Raw genomic sequence first — 17,800 nt, 5'->3', positions numbered from 1 at the left:
GGCCCGGAATTCCCGGCGTGGCGCGGCCGGGGTATGTCCTGCCTAAGGGCGCGCGGGCCAGTATTCATCCTTGAGCAGCCGTTTGTACAGTTTTCCCGTGGGATGCCGGGGCAACTCCGCGCGGAAGTCCACCGACTTCGGGCACTTGTAGTGGGCCAGCCGTGAGCGGCAGTACTCGATCAGCTCCGCCTCCAGCTCCGGCCCCGCCTCGGCCATGGACACCGGCTGCACCACCGCCTTGACCTGCTCGCCCATCTCCTCGTCCGGTACGCCGAGCACCGCCACGTCGGCGACCTTGGGGTGGACGCTCAGCAGGTTCTCCGCCTCCTGCGGATAGATGTTCACCCCACCCGAAATGATCATGTACGAGCGGCGGTCGGTCAGGTGCAGGAAGCCGTCGGCGTCGAGGTAACCGATGTCGCCGAGGGTGGTCCATCCCCTGCCCAGCGGATCCTGGACCGATCGGGTCTTGTCCGGGTCGCCGTGGTACTCGAAGGTGATGCCGCTGTCGAAGTAGACGGTGCCGTGCTCGCCCGCCGGGAGTTCGGCGCCGTTCTCGTCGCAGATGTGCACGGTGCCGAGCAGGGATCGGCCGACCGTGCCCCGGTGGGTCAGCCAGTCGGCGGAGTTCACGTACAGGAAGCCGTTGCCCTCGGTGCCGGCGTAGTACTCGTGGATGATCGGGCCCCACCAGTCGATCATCTGCTCCTTGACCGGGATCGGGCAGGGGGCGGCGGCGTGGATGGCGCACTTCAGCGACGACAGGTCGTACTTCTCGCGCGTCCCTGCGGGCAGCTTGAGCATCTTGATGAACATGGTGGGGACGAGTTGTGAGTGCGTCACCCGGTACTTCTCGATCAGGCGCAGATACTCCTCCGGGTCGAAGCGCTCCATGACGACGACCGTGGCGCCGAGCCGCTGGAAGGTGAGGCTGTAGCGCAGCGGCGCGGCGTGGTAGAGCGGCGCGGGCGACAGGTAGACGCTGTCGGCCGACGGCGCGAACAGCCCCTGGATGAGCCGGTACAGCATGCCCGGCTCGGTGAGCGGCGCGTGCGCGAGGGCCGGCTTGATGCCCTTGGGCATGCCGGTGGTGCCGGAGGAGTAGAGCATGTCGGTGCCCTGGCATTCGTCGTCGATCGGGGTGACCGGCTGCCCGGCCACCGCCTCCTCGTACGACTCGAAGCCGTCGGCGACCCCGTCCAGCATGAGGCGCAGCTCGACGCCGGTGGTGCCGGTGGTGGCGGAGATGGCGACGTCGGCCAGGTCGGCGCTCGAGATGAACACCCGGGCGCCGCAGTTCTCGATGATGTAGGACAGCTCGGCCGCCTGCAGCCGGGAGTTGATCGCGGTGTAGTAGAGGCCGGAGCGGTGTGCCGCCCAGGCGATCGCGAGGAAGAGCGGATGGTTGCCGAGCATGAAGGCGACATGATCCCCCGGCCTGAGGCCGGCGGCGCGGAACAGGTGGGCCAGCCGGTTCGACTCCTCGTCGAGCCGGCGGTAGGTGATGACCTGGCCGGAGCCCGCCATGATCACAGCGGGCTTGTCCGGGCTGACGGCTGCGATGGCTCCGGGGTACATGACCGAACACTATTCTGTTCATCGGCCGGTCCGCCAGAACCCCTTGGAGAGACGGCGAAGCCGCGACCTCGCCTTCGAGGTCGCGGCTCCGTCATCGATCACCGGTCAGGGAGCGGCGTGGTACACGTCCTCCCAGTCCGAGTGCCAGCCCTTCGGCGACCACTCGTTGCCCCGGCTCACCTTCACCGTGATGTGCTCGGCGTCCTTACCGGAGAAGGAGAAGTGCTTCGGGAACTTGTGGCAGTTGTCGTACCGCTCGAAGTGCGTGGAGCCGTCGTGCTCGACGATCTTGAAGGTCGCCCACGCACAGTCGTTCTTGCCCCACCACTTCTTGTTGAAGAGGTTTCCGTGCACCGTGTAGGTGTCGACGTGCTTCCACTCGAACACGTGCTTCTTGACCTTCTTCGGCACCCACTTGCACTTCTTGTCGCCGTCCTTTTCCCAGCAGACCTTCTTCTTGACCCAGAAGGTCTTCCAGTACCAGTCCTTGTACTTCTTCTGGTGGAAGACGACGCTGCCCTTGGCGCTGGCCTTGCCGTCGCTGGAGTCGTAGGAACCCCAGCTGTCGTAGGAGGATGTGGCGGACGCGGCCGTCGTGGCCGTCGTCGTGGTCGTCGCGCCGGCGGCGGCGGGCGCGGCGATGGCGACGGAGGTGGCGGCGGCGACACCGATCAGGATGCGGGTTGCGAATCGCACTTCGGGACTCCTCGGGAGAGGTTGTGCTGTGCTGTCCCTGTATTGATAAGCCGGACCAATTGCTCATCACTTACAACTCGCTTAAACAGGTCCAAAATCATCATTCCCGACATTTCCTGATCTTTACTGATTTCACTCGGCGGCGATCACCGAACCCGCGTACTTCTGCGCGATGAAGTCCTTCACTTTCTGATCATTCAGGAGCTTGCCCAGGGTGACGATATTCGCGTCCTTCTCGTGGCCGGCCGCGACCACCAGGCCGTTCACGTACGGGTTCCCCTCGGTCTTCTCCAGCACCAGCGCGTCGGTCGCGGGCTTGAGCCCGGCCTCGATGGCGTAGTTGCCGTTGATCACCGCCGCGTCGACGTCATCCAGCGACCGGGGCAGCTGCGCGGCCTCCAGCGGCTTGAAGACGAGGTTCTTGGGGTTGCCGGTCACGTCCCGCTCGGTCGCGGCGGTGCCGGCGCCCTCCTTGAGGGTGACCACGCCGTTGTCGGCGAGCAGCTTGAGCGCGCGGCCCAGGTTGGTGGCGTCGTTCGGGACGGCCACGGTGGCGCCCGCCGGCAGCGCGGCGAGCTCGGTCGACTTCTTGGAGTACAGACCCAGCGGCTCCAGGTGCACCGGCGTGACGAAGCTCAGCTTGGTGCCCTTGGAGGCGTTGAAGTCGTCCAGGTACGGCTTGTGCTGGAAGAAGTTGGCCGCGAGCAGGCCCTCCTCCAGCTGCACGTTCGGCTGCACATAGTCGGTGAACTCGACGATCTCGAGCTTGATCCCGGCGGCGGGAGCCAGGTTGTCCTTGACGAAGGTGAGGATCTCGGCGTGCGGGACCGGGGACGCGCCGATCTTCAGCACGGTGTCCGCCGACTCGGCCGGTGTAGCGGAGGGTGTCGTACCGCACGCGGCGAGCAACAGCGAGAGGACAGCAGCGCCCACAAAACGATTAATTTTCATGATTTTTCCTTACTTATGCGATAGGCGCCGGGCGAGAAGGTCGCCCAGGCTCTGCATGATTTGCACGATCACGATGAGCACCACGACGGTGACGATCATGACCGCCGTCTCGAACCGCTGATAGCCGTACCTGATGGCCAGGTCGCCCAGCCCGCCGCCGCCGATGGTCCCCGCCATCGCGGTGTAACCGATCAGCGCGACCACCGTCACGGTCACCCCCGCGACGATCCCCGGCAGCGCCTCGGGCAGCAGCACCTTCCACACGACGGCGCCGCGACCGGCCCCCATCGCCTGCGCGGCCTGGATCACGTCCCGGTCGACCTCGCGCAGCGCCGTCTCCACCAGCCGGGCGAAGAACGGCACCGCGCCGACGGTGAGCGGCACCACCACCGCGGCGGTGCCGATCGTGGTGCCCACGACCAGCCGGGTGAACGGGATGATCGCGATCATCAACACGATGAACGGCAGCGACCGTCCCACGTTGACGATCACGCCGAGGACCGACTTGAGCACCGGCAGCGGCCGCAGCCCACCTCGGTCGAACACCACCAGCGCCACGCCCAGCGGCAGGCCGAGCAGCACCGTGAACACCGCCGCCCAGCCGACCATCACCCCGGTCTGCCAGGTGGCCTCCCACAGCAGGGGAGCCATCTCGTCCCAGGTCATCGAGCCCGCCCCGCCTCTTCGTTGGTGACCGTACCGTTCATGACGTCTCCACCAGCAGGCCGCGCTCGCGCAGGTACGTCAGCGCGGCCGGGACCTGCTCGCCCGAGAAGGCGACCCGCAGGCGGCCGACGGAGCCGCCCGCGAGGTCCTCGATCGAGCCGCCCAGGATGCTGACGTCCACGTCGAACTTGCGCACCGCCTCCGACACCAGCGGCTGCCGGGGGTCGCCGGTGAAGGTGAGCGTGACCGAACCCGCCGGGGCGGGGTCGGGCAGCGGGAAGATCTCCCTGGTGAGCCGCGAGCCGGGCGTCCTGATGAGGTCGCCGATCGGGCCCGACTCCTCGACGCGGCCGCCGGACATGATGGCGACCGAGTCGCAGATGCTCTTGACGACGTCCATCTCGTGCGTGATCAGCAGGATCGTCAGCCCGAGCTCGGCGTTGAGCCGCCGGAGCAGGGCCAGGATGGACTGCGTGGTGCCGGGGTCGAGCGCCGAGGTGGCCTCGTCGGACAGCAGCACCGACGGGTTGCCCGCCAGCGCCCTGGCGATGCCGACCCGCTGCTTCTGCCCGCCGGACAACTGGTGCGGGTGATCGCCGCCACGCCCGCCGAGTCCGACCAGGTCGAGCAGCTCGCCGACCCGGCGCCGCCGCTCGGCCCTGGGCACGCCCATGACCTCCAGGGGGAAGGACACGTTTCCGGCGACCGTACGCGAGGAGAGCAGCGCGAAGTGCTGGTGGATCATGCCGATGCGCTGGCGGGCGCGGTTGAGGTCCTTGCCGCGCAGCGCCGTCAGGTCCTGCCCGGCCACCGTCACGGTGCCGGCGCTCGGCCGCTCCAGCAGGTTGACGCAGCGCAGGAGGGTGCTCTTGCCCGCGCCGCTCTGCCCGACCACACCGTAGACCTCGCCCTGACGCACGTTCAGGTCGACACCGTCCAGTGCGACGGTGCCGCCGTACGACTTGCGCAGGCCGGAAACCTGGATCACGCCATCTCCCCATGACTGACAGCGGCCACCGTGGCGGGGCCGCTGGAACGGACATCGTCGAAACGGGGAGGGGTTAGCGCATGCCCGAGTGATAGGGCAGGTGGCTCAGCCTGCTCAGCACGAAAGAGGGTGTGATCATGATGACCTTCGAGGGGTGCGGACGGTTCGGTCTAACGGCGCAGGGCGGGCATGCGCCGCCCCCTACAGCCGCGACAGCACCCAGCGCCTCTGGCGCCCCGGTCGTCCGCGTGTGCCTCGTTCACGCCCGTTCCAACAAGGCGCGTGGTCGGTCCTATTCCGGGGGGATTCGGTGATGTGCCTCACTGTACGGTTCCGCGCTCCTGGTACGGATCGTGCAGCGGGCGGGCTCGCTCGGCGAACTGGGCCTTGATCTCCGTCATCCGAGGGCCGGGGGCGTAGAAGCGGCCCTTGGTCTCGCCGTACGGCTGGACCCAGCCCTTGGCTGCGAGGTCACGCAGATCCCGGGCGGCCTGGCCCTGGCTGAGCCCTTCGTCGCCCTGGTATCTGCTGCGCCGCAACCGGGTGTTCACGAAGACCTCGTACAGCGCCGACACGACACGAGTGTTGACCCCGTCGGCGTCGACCTGCTCCTCCAGGAGCGTCCAGATCTCTCCTGCCTGCGCCAGGCGCTGCGCCACCCGCTGGGCCTGCAGGTGGTGGGCTCTCAGGCAGAACCGCACCCACGCCAGCGTGTCCCCGTGCGGGCCCCAGCTCCGGCGCCCGACCTCGCCGAGGACGTCGTAGTAGTCGAGCGTGGCCCGCTGCTGCCCGAGCCACTCCTCGATCGAGCTGAACTCGGGCGTCATGATCCGATCCCGGCCGAGCACCAGCGTCTGCAGGGCCCGCGACATCCGGCCGTTGCCGTCCCGCCAGGGATGGATCTTCACCAGGTTCAGATGTGCCATGGCGGCACGGACGTAGCTGGGGGTGTCGGCATCCCCGGCGTTGAGCCACTCGACCAGCTCACCCATCAGGTCAGGCAGCCGCTCGGTATCCGGCCCCTCGTAGACCACCTCACCGGTCTCGGAGTTGCGGATATAGATGCTTCCCGGCCGCAGGACGCCGGGGGTCTTGTCGCGGTGATGGCCGATCATCATGAAGTTGACCGCGTTGAGCACCCCGACGTCGTAGCGGAACGCAGGGGCCCGCGAGAGAAGTTGGATGTACGTGAGCGCCTGCTGGTAGCCGGCGATCTCGCGCGTCACCGACGCGGACGTCTCCAGGGGCTCCTCCCCCGACATGATGGACTCGATGTCCTCGACGCTGGCCCGGTAGCCCTCGATGGAGTTGGACCCCTGGATGGCGCGCGCCTGCAGTTGCCTGCGGACCTGCCCGTCCCAGCGATGGGTTTCGGCCAGGCGGTACTTCAGGTCGCGCCGCATGTCCTCGATCTCGGCGAGCACGGCCTTGTCCGCTGCCTCAAGCGCAGGCGTTCCATAGAGCACGCAACCAGTCAAGCATCGACGAATCATTCAGTCAAACGACAGGATGATTCGTACATATCCTGATTGTGTCGGTGAGAACAGCGACACCCCGCCGCAGCGACGCTACGACGGGGTGCGCGTTCGGAGGGTCAGGCGGCGACGGTGGTGGCCACCTGAGCCGGGGCGAGGGCGATGTCCAGGACCTCGCGGACGTCGCTGACCGGGTGGATGGTCAGCTCGTCGCGGACCTCCTGGGGCACGTCGTCCAGGTCCGGCTCGTTGCGGGCCGGGATGAGCACCGTGGTGATGCCCGCCCGGTGCGCCGCGAGCAGCTTCTGCTTGACGCCGCCGATCGGCAGGACCCGCCCGGTGAGGGAGATCTCGCCGGTCATCGCCACGTCACCGCGGACCAGCCGCCCGGACAGGAGCGAGGCCAGCGCGGTCGTCAGCGTCACACCGGCCGAGGGGCCGTCCTTGGGCACGGCGCCCGCGGGGAAGTGGACGTGGACCGAGCGGTCCTTCAGCGCGGTGACCGGCAGCTCCAGCTCCGCGCCGTGCGAGCGCAGGTAGGACAGCGCGATCTTGGCCGACTCCTTCATCACCTCGCCGAGCTGGCCGGTCAGCGTGAGCCCGGTCTCGCCGGTCTCCGGGTCGGCCAGCGACGCCTCCACGTAGAGGACGTCACCGCCCGCGCCGGTGACCGCCAGGCCCGTCGCCACGCCGGGCACCGAGGTGCGCTGGGTGGCCTCGGGCAGCGACGACTCCGGCACGAACCGGGGCCGGCCGAGGTAGCCGACCAGCTCGTCCGCGCCCACCGTGACGGGCAGCTCGTCGGCCGCCGTCACCTTGCGCAGGATGCGGGCGATCGAGCGCTCCAGCGACCGGACGCCGGCCTCGCGGGTGTACTCGGCCGCCAGCCTGCGCAGGGCGTCCTCCTTGACCGCGACCTCCTCGGCCGTCAGCCCGGCCAGGTCGAGCTGCCGGGGCAGCAGGTGGTCACGGGCGATGGCGACCTTCTCGTCCTCGGTGTAGCCGTCGAGGGTGACGATCTCCATCCGGTCCAGCAGCGGGCCGGGGATCGCCTCCAGGACGTTGGCCGTGGCCAGGAAGAGCACGTCGCTCAGGTCGAGCTCGACCTCGAGGTAGTGGTCGCGGAAGGTGTGGTTCTGGGCCGGGTCGAGCACTTCGAGCAGCGCCGCGGTCGGGTCGCCGCGGTAGTCGGCGCCGACCTTGTCCACCTCGTCGAGCAGCACGACCGGGTTCATCGAGCCGGCCTCGCGGATGGCGCGGACGATGCGGCCGGGCAGCGCGCCGACGTAGGTGCGCCGGTGGCCGCGGATCTCCGCCTCGTCGCGGACGCCGCCGAGCGCCACCCTGACGAACTTACGGCCCATCGACCGGGCGACGGACTCGCCGAGCGAGGTCTTGCCGACCCCGGGAGGGCCGGCCAGCGCGAGCACGGCGCCGCTACGGCGGCCGCCCACCACGCCGAGCCCCTTGTCCTGGCGGCGCTTGCGCACGGCCAGGTGCTCGATGATGCGGTCCTTCACGTCGGACAGGCCCGTGTGGTCGGCGTCCAGCACCTCGCGGGCGCCGGTGATGTCGTAGGTGTCCTCGGTCCGCTCGTTCCAGGGGATGTCGAGGACGGTGTCCAGCCAGGTGCGGATCCAGCCGGTCTCCGGGGACTGGTCGGAGGTCCGCTCCAGCTTGTCGACCTCCTTGAGCGCGGCCTCACGCACCTTGCCGGGCAGGTCCGCGGCCTCGACGCGGGCGCGGTAGTCCTCCTCCTCGGTCCCGGCCGTGTCGCCGTTGAGCTCCTTGAGCTCCTTGCGGACCGCGGCGAGCTGCTGGCGCAGCAGGAACTCGCGCTGCTGCTTGTCCATGCCCTCCTGGACGTCCTTGCGGATCGTCTCGGCCACGTCCAGCTCGGCGAGGTGCTCACGCGACCACTCGATCAGCCTGGCCAGCCGGTCGGCGGGGTCGGCGGCCTCCAGCAGCTCGACCTTCTGGGCGGTCGTCAGCCACGGCGTGTAGCCGGAGCTGTCGGCCAGGACCGACGGGTCGTCGATCTGGTTGACCTGGTCGACGACCTGCCAGGCGCCGCGCTTCTGCAAGATCGTGGTGGCCAGGGCCTTGTACTCCTTGGCCAGCTCCTGGGCGCGCTCGCCGGCGGCGATGACGTCGACCGTGCTGACCTCCACCCACAGCGCCGCGCCGGGGCCGGTCGTGCCGGTGCCCACGCGCACCCGGGTGACACCGCGCACGACGGCGGCGGGCTCACCTCCGGGGAGCCTGCCGACCTGCTCGACCACCGCCTGCACGCCGACGGCGCCGTAACGGCCGTCGATCCGGGGAACGAGAAGGACCTGCGGCTTGTTGAGACCGGATGCCTGGGCCGCGTCGATGGCGGCTCGCACCTCGGAGTCGGACAGGTCCAGGGGAACCACCATGCCCGGCAGGACGACAGCGTCATCCAGCGGCAGGACCGGAAGGATCAAGCTCTCACTCATGCGAACTCCAAAGGGTTGAGTTACATGGACTCAATTCATCAGAGCGCATGAATGTTCCCTTCATTGCCGATGTTCGCTCACAGCGATCGTAATTATGTAAGCGGCATCTAGGAGAGATCTTGGCCTGGGGGCTCCGCCGCGAGGGTGATTCTCAGGCGTCCGCGCGGGTGACTGGCGCCGATCGCGGCCGTACAGTCGGCTGATGGACGTGGTCAAGCTGTTCCATGAGGTGGCGGACCGGGTGCCGGCCTATCGGGCGTTCCTCGCCGAGCACCACATCGACCCCCAACAGGTCACGACATTTCAGGACTTCGTGGGGTTGCCGATGACGACCAAGGACGGCTACACCCGCCGCCATCCCCTGCCCGACCTGTGTCGCGACGGAGTGATCGGCGACATCGTCGCGGTGTCGTCCGGCTCCACCGGGGAGCCGTCGTTCTGGCCGCGCTCCGCCTCCGACGAGCGCGTCATCGCCGCCCGCTTCGAGGAGATCTTCCGCGACTCCTTCCGCGCCCGCGAACGACGCACCCTCGCCGTCGTCTGCTTCGCTCTCGGCTCCTGGGTCGGCGGGCTGTTCACCCTCAACTGCTGCCGCCACCTGGCCGAGCTCGGCTACCCGATCACCGTGGTGGCGCCGGGCAGCGACAAGCGGGAGATCCTGCGCGTCATCCCCGAGCTCGCCCCGCACTTCGACCAGGTGGTCCTGCTCGGCTACCCGCCGTTCCTCAAGAACATCGTCGACTCAGGGCTCCCCTGGTCCGGCTGGAACCTCAAGCTGGTGACCGCCGGCGAGGTGTTCAGCGAGGAGTGGCGCACGCTGGTGGCCGCCAGGGCGGGCATCGACGACCCGCTGCGCGGCATCGCCTCCCTGTACGGCACCGCCGACGCGGGCGTGCTGGGCAACGAGACTCCGCTGTCGGTGCAGATCCGCCGCTTCCTGGCCGAGCGCCCGGCCACGGCCAGGGAGCTGTTCGGCGAACCCCGGCTGCCGACCCTCGTGCAGTACGACCCCGAGGTGCGCTTCTTCGAGGAACACCAGGGCACCCTGCTCTTCTCCGGCGACAACGGCATCCCGCTGATCCGCTACCACATCGCCGACGAGGGCGGGGTGATCCCGTACGAGCGGATGCTGGAGTTCGTACGGGATCATGGACTCGACCCCACGGCCCCCGGGCCCGAACGTCCCTTCGTGTACGTCTTCGGGCGCAGCCACTTCACCGTGTCCTACTACGGGGCGAACGTCTATCCGGAGAACATCGCGGTCGGGCTGGAGCAGCCGGAGGTCAGTGCGCTGGTGACGGGCAAGTTCGTGCTGGAGGTGGTGGAGGACGCGGGGCGCGACCGGCGGCTGACGGTCACCGTGGAGCTCGCGCAGGGCGAGAAGCCGTCGCAGGAGACGGCCGGCATCGTGGGCCGCTCCGTCCTGGAGCAGTTGCTCCGGCTCAACAGCGAGTTCGGGCACTATGTGCCGCAGGCGCAGCAGCCGCCGGTCGTCCGGCTGCGCGAGACGGGCGACGCCGAGTATTTCCCCCCGGGCGCCAAACACCGCTACACCCGCTGACGAGCGGAGCGATGGCGACGCCCCGTCCGTCAGCGTGGATTTCGGTCGAGCCTGGTTCATCCGTCCGCATCACCGGACAACCGCCGCTCAAGCTCTGCCAGGTCTGCGACGAACCAGATCTGACGGCCACGGTTCGCCTCACGGACCCAGTCCCGGAAAGACGAGCTCGCAGCGACATGTACGGAAATGTCGCCCACGATGGCGAGGCCGTGCCGGTAGTTGGCGAACTTCGCCACGAACTCCCCCGCGACTCGCGTGCTCAGCTCCCAGAAATCCTGGTGCAGCCGCTCGGCGGGGACGGCGACCCACTGGACGCGCCGGTAGATGGCCTCGCCGATCAGGTCGAGCGCATCCTGCTCACTGCGCAGCACCTGACCTTGGGGTTCACAGACGAAGACCTCGGACATGGGGTACTCCTTCTCCTTCTTGCTCAACCGTCCGGGACGGAGCGGCGTCTGTCGGGGCACTTCAGGCATGGGCATTCTCGGTGAGGAAACCGGTGATCTCGTCCGTCTGGTTCGGGAGGTAGTGGCCCCAGTCGGGGAGGAAGCGGATGGCGGCGTGCGGCGCGGTTTCCGCGACGCGGCGGCGGGTGCCGCTGGAGTCGAGAAAGGCGTCGCGCCCACCGACGATCACCAGCAAGGGCATGGTCAGGCGCCGCAGGGACTCGTCGTCGAAGAGCGGCATCCGGCCCATGCGGTGACGGAAGGTGCCGTTGATCAGGAGCATGAAGGCACCGAAGTCAGCGGCTTGGGAAGAGGCTGGGACGGCCATGGTTTCAGGGGCAGCGGCGGGGGCCGGGGCCGTGACGGAGGTGGACGCGGGGCCCAGGAGGAGACTCATGGACCTGGCGCGGCCCCAGCGGCCGAGTGGCTTCAGCAGCAGGGCCACCATCAGCTTGCCCCAGAGCTGGGGCCCGATCCCGCCGGGGCACTGCAGCGCCAGCCGTTCGATCTTGCCGGGGTGGCGGGTGGCGTAGTCGAGGGCGATCCAGCCGCCGAGCGACACGGCGACCATCGAGGTCCGCCGGATGTCCAGGGCGTCCAGTACCTCCTCCAGCCAGCGGGCGTAAGCGCCGGAGGCCAGGTCGGGACGGGACGGCGCGCTCAGGCCCGGCTCGCCGACGAGGTCGATGGCGTACACCCGGAAGTGGCGCGCGAAGCCGGCGACGTCGGTGAGCCACATGGCGCTGTTGGTGGCGGAGCCGTGCAGAAGCACCAGCGGCGGCGCGTCGGACGGCCCGCAGGCGATCACGAAGGTCTCGCCCTGGACGGTGGGCACGCGCAGGTGCTCGGCGGGCACCGGCCAGCGGGCCAGGAGCTCGCGATAGCGCTGCTCGACGGCCCGCTTGCCATCCTCGGATCTGTAGATTTCCGCCATCTCATCGCTCTCTCGGTCGGCTCCCTCGCCGTCGGGCGAGGAGGGTGGGGCATGGTCACTCCTTGACCAGGGCGTCGATGAGGCGGAACACCTGGGCGGAGATCTCCAGGTCGCCCAAGATGATGATCTTCAGGTTGGCGTGCTCCTCGTCGTAGACCAGCTCGACCCGGACACCGGTCGGGCGACTGGCGAGGGAGCCCAGGAGCATGCTGCTCAGGCGGTCCATCTCGGTGCGGTCGATGCCGTCGATCCGCACGATGCTGGACGCTTCGACGTGCCGGGCCGGCGCCTGAGGTGAGACGGGCCGGCCGGTGAACGCCTCCAGGTCCTGACGGGCGATCCGATACTGCTTGCCGATCTTGACGGCCTTGAGCCTGCCGTCGCGCACGTAGTTGCGGACGGTCTTGACGTGAAGGCCGAGGAGGTTCGCCGCCTGCTCGACGGTGTATTGCTGCATAACACTCCTTAATGTACCGCAATAAACGGATGATAGGGACTGATAGGGAAGGTCGCTTAGCTTGTAGCGAAGGGCTCGCGCCTGCGGCCGACCTCGGACGTACGTTGCGGGGATGAAGCTCGTCGAGATGACACCCAACCTGCATCTACTCCACTTCGCCGTCGGGCACGCCTACCTGTGGCACGAGCGCGACGCCCTGACGCTCATCGACACGAGCACGCCCGGCTCGGGCGGCGACATCGAAGGCGCCATCCGGTCGCTCGGCTTCTCCCTCGGCGATCTGAGGCGGATCATCGTGACGCACGGGCACGAGGATCATCATGGCGCGCTGGCGGAGATCGCCGCCGACGCCACGGTGATGGTCCATCGGGCCGACGCGGCGGTCATCCGCGGGCAGGCCGCGCAGCAGTTGCCCGAGCGCGCGCACATGCCGGATTGGGAGCGGGAGATCTTCGACGGCCTCCCCCCGATCCCGCCGGTGCCGCCCTCCCGGGTCGACCAGGAGCTGACCGAAGGCGACGTCCTCGACTTCGGCGGCGGGGCCGAGGTGATCTCCATCCCCGGCCACACCGACGGCAGCATCGCCATCCATGTGCCGGCCCATCGCCTGCTGTTCGCCGGCGACACCATCGCGCACGTGGACGGCCGGATCATGCTGGGCGTCTTCAACGCCGACCGCCCGAAGGCGATCGCGTCCTTCCGGCGGCTGGCGGAGCTCGATCTCGCCCTGGTCTGCGTCGGCCACGGCGACCCGATCACCGGCAACGCCTCGGCCGGACTCCGCCAAGTGGCCGCCACACTCTGACCCGGCAGCCCGCACACTCCTGAGCGGCCCAGAATCCCGGACACCACTCACCGCGCCCCCGGCCACAGAGGGCGGACCGTGCTCTGGGCACCGGACTTGTCAGGCTCATCCTGACGGTCTAGTGTCGTCAGGCATAGCCTGACACGCGACCCTGGAGGACCGATGCCCGCCCCTTCGATGACCGAACAGCAGATCCACTGCTCGTTCTGCGGGAAGTCCAAGGACCACGTAGCCAAGGTGATCGCCGGCGCCGGCGTCTACATCTGCAACGAGTGTGTGGACCTGTGCACCGAGATCCTGGGGACGCTGGCCGAGAGCAGCACGGACGCCGAGATCCCCTGGCCCGACAAGATGACCGGCGAGGAGATTCTCGAGTTCCTGCCGCGCGTCGCCGCCGTGAGCGCGCAGGTCGAGGACAACCTTCGGGTCTGGGTGACCAGGGCCCGCGACCGGGGGGTCACCTGGGCCCGGATCGGCGCCGCGCTGGGCATGACCCGCCAGTCCGCCTGGGAGCGGTTCTCCGGGGAAGAATGACCGCGGGAATGCGGCTCCGCGGCGAGGATGCCGCCACGGATTCCCCGGAGGAGGAGAGAATGGCCGTCGCACACAGGGGAAAGGCATACGTTGATGACATGGTGTCGTCATCCGCTTGACGGGGCACAAATGGGTTTGTGACACTGTGTCATGAAATATCCGTACGAACCCTAGGGTGTGGCCGTGACCTCGTTCTCCGAGACCTTGAAGAGCGCCACCTGGGGCGAGCACGAGTCCGCCGAAGGCGAGAGCTATCTGTCGGAGCTGATGGGCGGGCGGCTGAACGAGCGGGAGTACGGCGAGATGGTCGCCCAGCACTATTTCGCCTACGTCGCCCTCGACGGCGTGTCCCGGCGGCTGAGCGAGCACCCGGTGGCGGGACGGTTCGTCTTCCCCGAGCTCTACCGGGAAGAGGCGCTGGAGCGGGACCTGGCGAAGATCTACGGACCGGGCTGGCGGGACCGGATCGCCCCGTCCAAGGCCACGCGGACCCTGGTGGCCCGGATCGAGCAGGTGGCCGACTGGCCGGGCGGCTACATCGCCCACCACTACACCCGCTATCTCGGCGACCTGTCCGGCGGGCAGTTCATCCGGATGGAGCTGCAGAAGATCTACGGCTACCAGCCCGGCGGCGGTGTCGACTTCTACCTCTTCGACCAGGTCAGAAGCCTGCCCAGGTTCAAGGAGGAATACCGCTCCCGGCTGGACGCGCTGGAGCCGGACGAGCGGGAGCAGCAGCGGATCATCCGCGAGGTGAAGCTCGCCTACCAGCTCAACACCGAGGTGCTGGCCGAACTCCTGCACGTGGTGCGGGCCCCAGCCTGAGGACACCGCCCGAGGACACTGCCCGAGGGCACCGCCTGAGGCCACAGCCTGAGGCCACGACCTACCATGAAGCCATGCCCAGGATCTCCGCAGCCACCATCGGCGAGCACCGCGCTCAGACGCGTGACCGCATCCTGCAAGCGGTCTCGCGGCTGTCGAGGGTGCAGGGCATCGACGCGATCTCGCTGACGGACGTGGCGCACGAGGCCGGGATCACCAGGACGGTCCTGTACAACTACTTTCCGGACAAGGCGGCGCTGCTGCTGGCGTTCACCGAGCGGGTGACGCACTACTTCGTCGACGGCTACGAGCAGGCCCTGCCCGAGGGCGCCTCGCCGGCCGATCGGCTGCGGGTGTTCGTGCGGCTGCAGCTCGACGGGCTGCTGGCGCATCCGCATCCCGGCGCGGCCGATCTGAGCGCGGCCCTGGGCCCCGCCGCCTACCAGCGGCTCGCCGAGCATGTGGCGCCCATGCAGCGCATCCTGAGCGACATCCTCGACAGCGGCGCCGCGTCGGGTGAGTTCCAGGTGCTCGACGTGGCGGCCACCGCGCGCATGATCATGGCGTTGATCGGCGCCGAGCGGGTGCCGCTGATCAGCGGGTCGGTGACCGTCGACCGGGCCACCGAGCTGGTGTCGGCGTTCGTCCTGCGCGCCCTGGGCGCGGCACCCGCCTGACGGCACGGGCTTTCCGGTGGTGGCAGGATTGCGCCATGGGAAACGGTCACATAGAGCTCAAATCAGCACAAGGACGGTGGATCCTCGCCGCCACCGTGCTGGGTTCGGGCATGGCCATGCTCGACGGCACCGTGGTGAACGTCGCGCTGCCCTTTCTCGGCACCGAGCTGAAGGCGGGCATGGCCGGCCTGCAGTGGACCGTCAACGCCTACACGCTGACCCTCGCCGGGCTGATCCTGCTGGGCGGTTCGCTCGGCGACCGTTTCGGCCGGCGCAAGGTCTTCCTGATCGGCACGGTCTGGTTCGCGCTGGCCTCGGCGCTCTGCGGGGCGGCGCAGAACATCGAGCTCCTCATCGCCGCCCGCGCCCTGCAGGGCGTCGGGGGCGCGCTGCTGACACCGGGCTCGCTGGCCATCATTCAGGCCTCTTTCCACCGGGGTGACCGGCCGCGGGCGATCGGCGTCTGGTCGGGGCTGGGCGGCGTCGCGAGCGCGGTCGGGCCGCTGCTGGGCGGGACGATGGTGCAGACGATCGGCTGGCGGTGGGCGTTCCTCATCAATCTGCCGTTCGCGGCGCTGGTCATGCTGGTCACGGCCAAGCATGTGCCGGAGAGCAGGGACGAGCTGATGACGGGCCGCTTCGACGTGCTGGGCGCGCTGCTGGCCGCGCTGTCGCTGGCCGGGGTCACCTACGGGCTGATCGAGTTCGGCGCGCCGGCGCCGCTGATCGCGGGCGTCGTGCTGGGCGTGGCGTTCGTGGTGCTGCAGGTACGCAGGTCGCCGGACGCGCTGGTGCCGGTGGCGATGTTCCGGGACCGGGTGTTCACGGCCGTGAACGTGGTCACCTTGATCATGTACGGCGCGATGGGCGTGGCGTTCTTCCTGCTGGCCGTGCAGTTGCAGGTGGTGTCGGGATTCTCCCCGGTCGCGGCGGCCTCGGCGCTGCTGCCGGCCACGGTGCTGATGATGCTGCTGTCGGCGCGGGCCGGGGAGCTCGCCAAGCGCGTCGGGCCACGCTGGCCGATGACCGGCGGCATCCTGCTGGTGGGAGCGGGGTTGCTCTGGATGAGCACGATCGGTCCTGACGCGTCGTACCTGCTGCTGGTGCTGCCCTCGGCCACGGTGTTCGGGCTGGGGCTGTCAGCGGTGGTGGCGCCGCTGACCGCGACCGTGCTGGCCAGCGCAGAGGACCGTTACGCCGGTACGGCCAGCGGCGTGAACAACGCGGTGGCCCGCACCGGCGGGCTGCTCGCGGTCGCCGCCGTGCCGCCCGTGGTGGGGCTGGTCGGGGACGCCTTCCAGAACGCGCCCGTGTTCGACGCCGGGTTCAGGATGGCCATGCTGATCAGCGCGGCCCTGATGGGGGTGGCGGCGCTGATCACGGTCGTCACGGTCACGACGAACGTCCTGGACCCTCAGAACGTGAACGCCTGACTGCGGACGCTGTTGTCGAAGTTGGACACCAGCAGCTCGGGCTCGCCGACCGAGCGGATGTCGGGCATCCTGGTCAGCAGCTCTCTGAACATGGCCCGCATCTCCTGCCTGGCCAGGTTGGCCCCGAGGCAGAAGTGCGGGCCGGGGCCGCCGAAGCCGACATGCGGCTTGGTCTCGCGGGTGATGTCGAAGGTGTCGGGGTCGGGGAAGACCGTCTCGTCGCGGTTGGCCGAGCCGTAGAAGAGCACGACCTTGTCGCCCTTCTTCAGCTCCAGGCCGCGCAGCTCGTAGTCCTGGGTCAGGGTGCGGCGGAACTGCATGATCGGCGAGACGTGGCGGACCATCTCCTCGATCGCGTTGCCGATGTGCTTGTCGAAGTCGCTCATCAGCAGCTCCCGCTGTGCCGGGTTGTCGGTGAGGAGCTTGATGCCGTGCGCCATGGTGTTGCGGGCGGTCTCGTTGCCCGCGACCAGCAGCAGGGCGAAGAACGAGCCGAGCTCGCGGTCGCTGAGCTTCTCGCCGTCGGGGTTGGCGGTCACCAGGAGCGAGACCAGGTCGCCCTTGGGGTCCGCGGCGCGCTCCTGGCCCAGCTTGATCACCATGCGCTGGAGGGCGAGCAGGGCCAGCATGTTCTGGCCGGCGAGCTGGATGGTGCGGGGCAGGCTGGTGCGGACGCCGGTGTAGGCGGTGGACACGTCGACGTGCTGGTGGATCTTGGCCCGCCACGCCTGCGGGATGTCCATCATGTCGCAGATGACGTGGATCGGCAGCCGGGCCGCGACCTGGGTGACGAAGTCCTGCGGGCCGTCCCTGAGCACGTCGTCGACGATGCCGGTGCACGCGGTGTCGATGTCGGACTGCAGGCCGGCGAGCATCTTCGGGCTGAACGAGCGGGTCACGATCCTGCGCAGCCGGGCGTGCCGCGGGTCGTCCATGTTGACCATGGACTCGCCGAACACCTGCTTGACCCAGGAGGGCGGCTCCGGATTGGAGGCGGCCGGCTCGCTGGAGAACACCGTGGCGTTGCGGCTGACCTCGATCACGTCCGCGTGCCGGACCAGGGCGTAGAAACCGGAGCCCGAGCGGAGGAACGGCACCTTCTTCTCCGGGAAGAACACCGGATGCTCCAGCTGCCGGAGACTGGCGAACGCTTCGCCGCGTTCTTTCGGGGTCTTACGCCAGAAATCCAGATCCGCGAGATCGATGTGCACGTGCCTATCGTGGCACGTTCCTACAGCGTTTAAGCACCGTTCGGGCGCCCGGGACATGACTATCAGTATGAACGTGCCGCTTG

17 protein-coding genes are annotated in these 17,800 nt (G+C 68.7%); 6 read left to right on the top strand and 11 right to left on the bottom strand.

Features of this window, described 5'->3' with window-relative positions:
- Positions 1 to 42: 42 nt before the first annotated feature.
- The 7 genes from OHA68_RS32075 to lon all read right to left on the bottom strand — a co-directional run bounded on the left by OHA68_RS32075 (position 43) and on the right by lon (position 8,834).
- Positions 43 to 1,578: an AMP-binding protein gene (locus tag OHA68_RS32075; RefSeq protein WP_327103569.1), complete on the bottom strand. Its 1,536-nt coding sequence runs from the start codon at positions 1,576 to 1,578 to the stop codon at positions 43 to 45.
- Between the two features lie 105 nt (positions 1,579 to 1,683).
- The gene (locus OHA68_RS32070) at positions 1,684 to 2,274 is read right to left on the bottom strand and encodes a hypothetical protein (RefSeq protein WP_327103568.1); all 591 of its coding nucleotides are present in this window, start codon (positions 2,272 to 2,274) and stop codon (positions 1,684 to 1,686) included.
- Positions 2,275 to 2,406: 132 nt separating this feature from the next.
- Entirely contained in the window at positions 2,407 to 3,225 is an 819-nt protein-coding gene (locus OHA68_RS32065; RefSeq protein ID WP_327103567.1) for a MetQ/NlpA family ABC transporter substrate-binding protein, read from the bottom strand.
- A gap of 9 nt (positions 3,226 to 3,234) precedes the next feature.
- Positions 3,235 to 3,891 carry a methionine ABC transporter permease gene (locus tag OHA68_RS32060; protein ID WP_327103566.1) on the bottom strand — a complete coding sequence of 219 codons (657 nt, stop codon included), beginning with the start codon at positions 3,889 to 3,891 and terminating at the stop codon, positions 3,235 to 3,237.
- Positions 3,892 to 3,928: 37 nt separating this feature from the next.
- Positions 3,929 to 4,879, bottom strand: a complete 951-nt coding sequence (locus OHA68_RS32055; RefSeq protein WP_189140236.1) for a methionine ABC transporter ATP-binding protein — start codon at positions 4,877 to 4,879, stop codon at positions 3,929 to 3,931.
- Positions 4,880 to 5,199: 320 nt separating this feature from the next.
- Positions 5,200 to 6,345, bottom strand: a complete 1,146-nt coding sequence (locus tag OHA68_RS32050) for a Fic family protein (protein ID WP_327103565.1) — start codon at positions 6,343 to 6,345, stop codon at positions 5,200 to 5,202.
- 128 nt (positions 6,346 to 6,473) lie between these two features.
- Positions 6,474 to 8,834 carry an endopeptidase La gene (gene lon / locus OHA68_RS32045; RefSeq protein WP_327103564.1) on the bottom strand — a complete coding sequence of 787 codons (2,361 nt, stop codon included), beginning with the start codon at positions 8,832 to 8,834 and terminating at the stop codon, positions 6,474 to 6,476.
- Positions 8,835 to 9,036: 202 nt separating this feature from the next.
- Between lon and OHA68_RS32040 the strand changes: the two genes are divergently transcribed.
- Positions 9,037 to 10,395 carry a phenylacetate--CoA ligase family protein gene (locus OHA68_RS32040; RefSeq protein ID WP_327103563.1) on the top strand — a complete coding sequence of 453 codons (1,359 nt, stop codon included), beginning with the start codon at positions 9,037 to 9,039 and terminating at the stop codon, positions 10,393 to 10,395.
- A gap of 56 nt (positions 10,396 to 10,451) precedes the next feature.
- On the opposite strand, the gene OHA68_RS32035 is transcribed toward OHA68_RS32040, so the two are convergent.
- From OHA68_RS32035 to OHA68_RS32025, 3 genes are all read right to left on the bottom strand, one after another.
- A complete protein-coding gene (locus OHA68_RS32035) occupies positions 10,452 to 10,802 on the bottom strand; it encodes a DUF4180 domain-containing protein (RefSeq protein WP_327103562.1) in 351 nt (116 codons plus the stop codon).
- Positions 10,803 to 10,863: 61 nt separating this feature from the next.
- The gene (locus OHA68_RS32030; RefSeq protein WP_327103561.1) at positions 10,864 to 11,775 is read right to left on the bottom strand and encodes an alpha/beta fold hydrolase; all 912 of its coding nucleotides are present in this window, start codon (positions 11,773 to 11,775) and stop codon (positions 10,864 to 10,866) included.
- Between the two features lie 55 nt (positions 11,776 to 11,830).
- Positions 11,831 to 12,232, bottom strand: coding sequence for a helix-turn-helix domain-containing protein (locus OHA68_RS32025; RefSeq protein ID WP_327103559.1), 402 nt, complete (start codon positions 12,230 to 12,232; stop codon positions 11,831 to 11,833).
- 112 nt (positions 12,233 to 12,344) lie between these two features.
- Here OHA68_RS32025 and OHA68_RS32020 point away from each other — a divergent pair, with 112 nt between their 5' ends.
- The 5 genes from OHA68_RS32020 (at position 12,345) to OHA68_RS32000 (ending at position 16,506) form a co-directional block, all read left to right on the top strand.
- Entirely contained in the window at positions 12,345 to 13,037 is a 693-nt protein-coding gene (locus tag OHA68_RS32020) for an MBL fold metallo-hydrolase (RefSeq protein WP_327103558.1), read from the top strand.
- 162 nt (positions 13,038 to 13,199) lie between these two features.
- Positions 13,200 to 13,571, top strand: coding sequence for a ClpX C4-type zinc finger protein (locus tag OHA68_RS45415; RefSeq protein WP_407674375.1), 372 nt, complete (start codon positions 13,200 to 13,202; stop codon positions 13,569 to 13,571).
- A gap of 183 nt (positions 13,572 to 13,754) precedes the next feature.
- Positions 13,755 to 14,396 carry a biliverdin-producing heme oxygenase gene (locus OHA68_RS32010; protein WP_372462265.1) on the top strand — a complete coding sequence of 214 codons (642 nt, stop codon included), beginning with the start codon at positions 13,755 to 13,757 and terminating at the stop codon, positions 14,394 to 14,396.
- A 74-nt stretch (positions 14,397 to 14,470) separates the two neighbouring features.
- The gene (locus OHA68_RS32005; RefSeq protein WP_189140227.1) at positions 14,471 to 15,073 is read left to right on the top strand and encodes a TetR/AcrR family transcriptional regulator; all 603 of its coding nucleotides are present in this window, start codon (positions 14,471 to 14,473) and stop codon (positions 15,071 to 15,073) included.
- A gap of 35 nt (positions 15,074 to 15,108) precedes the next feature.
- A complete protein-coding gene (locus tag OHA68_RS32000) occupies positions 15,109 to 16,506 on the top strand; it encodes an MFS transporter (RefSeq protein ID WP_327103557.1) in 1,398 nt (465 codons plus the stop codon).
- Here the strand turns inward: OHA68_RS32000 and OHA68_RS31995 are convergent.
- A complete protein-coding gene (locus OHA68_RS31995; RefSeq protein ID WP_327103556.1) occupies positions 16,488 to 17,717 on the bottom strand; it encodes a cytochrome P450 in 1,230 nt (409 codons plus the stop codon). The two genes, OHA68_RS32000 and OHA68_RS31995, sit on opposite strands and share 19 nt — an antisense overlap.
- Positions 17,718 to 17,800 lie beyond the last annotated feature (83 nt).

Source organism: Nonomuraea glycinis, from assembly GCF_035920485.1.
GTDB lineage: Bacteria > Actinomycetota > Actinomycetes > Streptosporangiales > Streptosporangiaceae > Nonomuraea > Nonomuraea glycinis.
This window is presented reverse-complemented; position numbering and strand designations above follow the sequence as displayed.

Excerpts from the sequence above, each read along its gene's own strand:
- OHA68_RS32035 (WP_327103562.1), bottom strand. The coding sequence starts at position 10,802 with ATGTCCGAGGTCTTCGTCTGTGAACCCCAAGGTCAGGTGCTGCGCAGT.
- OHA68_RS32020 (WP_327103558.1), top strand. The coding sequence starts at position 12,345 with ATGAAGCTCGTCGAGATGACACCCAACCTGCATCTACTCCACTTCGCC.
- OHA68_RS32060 (WP_327103566.1), bottom strand. The coding sequence starts at position 3,891 with ATGACCTGGGACGAGATGGCTCCCCTGCTGTGGGAGGCCACCTGGCAG.
- lon (WP_327103564.1), bottom strand. The coding sequence starts at position 8,834 with ATGAGTGAGAGCTTGATCCTTCCGGTCCTGCCGCTGGATGACGCTGTC.
- OHA68_RS32075 (WP_327103569.1), bottom strand. The coding sequence starts at position 1,578 with ATGTACCCCGGAGCCATCGCAGCCGTCAGCCCGGACAAGCCCGCTGTG.
- OHA68_RS32005 (WP_189140227.1), top strand. The coding sequence starts at position 14,471 with ATGCCCAGGATCTCCGCAGCCACCATCGGCGAGCACCGCGCTCAGACG.
- OHA68_RS32025 (WP_327103559.1), bottom strand. The coding sequence starts at position 12,232 with ATGCAGCAATACACCGTCGAGCAGGCGGCGAACCTCCTCGGCCTTCAC.
- OHA68_RS45415 (WP_407674375.1), top strand. The coding sequence starts at position 13,200 with ATGCCCGCCCCTTCGATGACCGAACAGCAGATCCACTGCTCGTTCTGC.
- OHA68_RS32030 (WP_327103561.1), bottom strand. The coding sequence starts at position 11,775 with ATGGCGGAAATCTACAGATCCGAGGATGGCAAGCGGGCCGTCGAGCAG.
- OHA68_RS32040 (WP_327103563.1), top strand. The coding sequence starts at position 9,037 with ATGGACGTGGTCAAGCTGTTCCATGAGGTGGCGGACCGGGTGCCGGCC.
- OHA68_RS32065 (WP_327103567.1), bottom strand. The coding sequence starts at position 3,225 with ATGAAAATTAATCGTTTTGTGGGCGCTGCTGTCCTCTCGCTGTTGCTC.
- OHA68_RS32000 (WP_327103557.1), top strand. The coding sequence starts at position 15,109 with ATGGGAAACGGTCACATAGAGCTCAAATCAGCACAAGGACGGTGGATC.